3 protein-coding genes are annotated in these 2,930 nt (G+C 75.3%); all 3 read left to right on the top strand.

The window, feature by feature from the left end:
* A partial coding sequence (locus tag MXD58_RS24215; RefSeq protein ID WP_250609996.1) for an aminotransferase class V-fold PLP-dependent enzyme occupies nt 1-542 on the top strand: 542 nt, incomplete at its 5' end.
* A gap of 186 nt (nt 543-728) precedes the next feature.
* Nucleotides 729-1,829: a methylenetetrahydrofolate reductase C-terminal domain-containing protein gene (locus MXD58_RS24210; protein WP_248841166.1), complete on the top strand. Its 1,101-nt coding sequence runs from the start codon at nt 729-731 to the stop codon at nt 1,827-1,829.
* The coding region (locus MXD58_RS24205; RefSeq protein ID WP_250609995.1) for an amidohydrolase family protein at nt 1,826-2,930 on the top strand (1,105 nt) is incomplete at its 3' end. The genes MXD58_RS24210 and MXD58_RS24205, both read left to right, overlap by 4 nt.

Here is a 2,930-nt window from a genome sequence, read left to right as displayed (position 1 = left end):
CGCCGAACCTCGTCGGCGCGAGCGCGATCGCCGCCGCGTGCCGCGCGCTCGCCGCGCTGCCCGCCGGCGCATGGGAACGGCACGAGACGCGGCTGCGGGATCGGCTGCTGCGCGGGCTCGCCGCCCTCGATGGCGTCGTGATCCACCGGATCTGGGCGGACAGCGACGAGGTCGGCGCCGCCGGGATCGGCGTCGTCGCGTTCTCGCTGCCCGGGCACGACCCCGGCCGGGTCTCCGCCTACCTCTCGGCCGAGCATGGCATCGGCGTGCGGGCCGGCCGGTTCTGCGCGCATCCGCTGCTGGCCCGCCTCGGCGTGCCCGGCGGGGCGCTGCGCGCCAGCGTCGGCGTCGGCTCGACGTCCGAGCACGTCGACCGTCTGCTCGACGCCCTCGACGGCTACCTGCGCGTCGGTACCGGCTGGACCTACGCCGTCCGCGACGGCCAGTGGCAGCCTTCCCCCGATGACCGCCGCCCGCCACCGTGGGTCGAGGACTTCGCCACCGGCCCGGCGTCCGCTGGCACCTCACCCTGCGGCACCTGAGCGACGCGGGTCCGCGGGCTCGCGGGCCGTCCTTTCCGACCCCCGTCAGGGGTGGGCGGCTACCGCCCGGAATCGGGCGGCGAGGGCTGCGCTCCGGAGCGCCCCGGCACGGACGTAGGTGAACCTTTAACAGAAGGTCTATCGACTCGAAACCGGATGTCGACGGCCTCGCCCGACAGTGTTGGCGTGCTGAACATCGGGGCGTTCGCCGAGGCCACCTGGGGTGGCGCGGTCGCCCGATGCCCCAAGCAGATGGTGCACGGACCCTGCGCGGGAGTGTCCGAGGACGGGCGCTGTGAGGTTCCCGACACCGGTCCGTGCTCGTTCCTCGATGCGGTGGACGCCTGGCCCTATCCCGCTGCCCTACCGGTGGCTGGTGCTGACGGGCCCGGCGCGGCCGGCCGATCCGACGCGGCCGCGGCGTTTCGCGCGGTGGCGGCGGTGCGGCCGGTCGTCGTCGCCGATCTGCCGGCTGCCGCGCTGTCCGCGGACAGTCTGCGGGCGAGCGCGGGTGTGCTCGCCGGGGCCGCCGATGCCTGCCTGCTCGGGGATCACGGCGGCGCGCGGGTGCAGTTCCCGCCGTCGTACCGGGCACGGCTGCTCACGGATCTCGGGGTGGCGGTGTGGACGGGGATCAACTGCCGGGACCGCAACCGGGTCGCGCTCGAGGGTGAGATCGCGGCGTGCGCCGACGCGGGCGTCACCGGGCTGCACTGCGTCACCGGCGACCATCCGGCACTCGGTCACCGGGCGGACGCGCCAGGGGTGTTCGACCTGGACAGCCTCGACGTCGTCGCGCTCGCACGCGGGCGGGGACCGCTGGTGTCGGTCGCGCACGCGCCGGCCGCGCCGCCGGCGGACCGACGGCTGTCCCGACTCGTCGCCAAGATCGATGTGGGTGCCGACGTGGTGTTCGTCGACCACTGCGGCGGCCTCGGGCCGCTCGCCGACGCGGTCGCCGCGCTGCGCGAGTCCGGTTTCGACGGGACGGTGCTCGGCTGTGTGCCGGTGGTGACGAGCGCCGCCACCGCCGTGGTCGTCGCGTCCTTCGCCGGTCCCCGTCTGCCCGCCGGCTACCTGGAGGGGATCATGAACGCGGTCGACCCGCGGCTCACCGGGGTGCGCGCGGGGGCGCAACTCGCCGAACGGATGCTGGCGGTGCCCGGCGTCGACGGGATCAACCTCTCCGGCGGCGCCCAGCCCGGTCACGAACTGGCGGCCGCGGGCGCCACCGCCGAGATCGCCCGCCGCGTCCTCGGCGTCCAGCCGCGGTCGGCACTGTCATGAGCTGGCTGCGCGGCGCCACGACGGCGGAGGGCGACGTCGTCGACGTGGAGCTCGCCGACGGGCTGATCCGCCAGGTCGTCCCGTCGACCGACCAGGCCGACCCGGCTGACCGGACCGGGCGGACCGGGCGGACCGGGCCGATCGGGCCGGATGACGTCGACCTGACCGGACAGGTGCTGCTCGCGTCGTTCGTGGAACCGCACGCGCACCTGGACAAGGCGCTGACCGCGTCGCTGGCCCGCAACGTCACCGGGGATCTCGCCGGCGCCATCATGGCGATCCAGACGCTGCTGCCGACCTCGACGGTCGAGGACTTCGCCGCCCGCGCGCAGGCGGCATTGCGGATTCACCTGGCGCTGGGCACGACCCACCTCCGCACGCACGTCAACGTCGGCGTCCAGTCGGGCATGCGGGCGTTGGAGGCGCTGGTCGACGTGCGGGAACGCTGGCGGGGGCTGGTGGAGCTGCAGCTCGTGGCACTGGTGTCGAACCCGCTGTCCGGGCAGCCCGGGCGGGATCTGCGCCAGGCGCTGGCCGAGGGCGCCGACGTCGCCGGTGGCTGTCCGCACCTCGACCCCGAGCCGCACCAGGCCGTCGCGATCTGCCTCGACGCCGCCGGCGAGGCCGGGCTCCCGTTGGACCTGCACACCGACGAGACCCTCGACCCGCGGCTACTCACCCTCGCCACCCTCGCCGACCTGGTCGAACGCACCGGGTTCCGGCACGGCGCGGCGGCCAGCCACTGCGTGAGCCTGTCGATGCAGCCGCCGAACGTGCAGGAGCGGGTCAGCGAGCAGGTCGCCGCCGCCGGGGTCGGGATCGTCACGCTGCCGCAGACGAACCTGTTCCTGCAGGGGCGCAACCACACCGTCGGCATCCCGCGCGGACTGACCGCGATCGGGCCGCTGCGCCGCGCCGGGGTGATCGTCGCCGCCGGCGGGGACAACCTGCGCGACCCGTTCAACCCGGTGGGCCGCGGCGACGCGTTGGAGACGGCGTCGCTGATGGTCACCGCCGGGCACCTCGCCCCGGACGAGGCGCTGGCGTCGGTGACCTCGGCGCCGCGCGCGCTGCTCGGGCTGGGGCCGGTGTCGCTCACCG

This window comes from Frankia sp. AgKG'84/4 (assembly GCF_023242965.2).
GTDB lineage: Bacteria > Actinomycetota > Actinomycetes > Frankiales > Frankiaceae > Frankia.
This window is presented reverse-complemented; position numbering and strand designations above follow the sequence as displayed.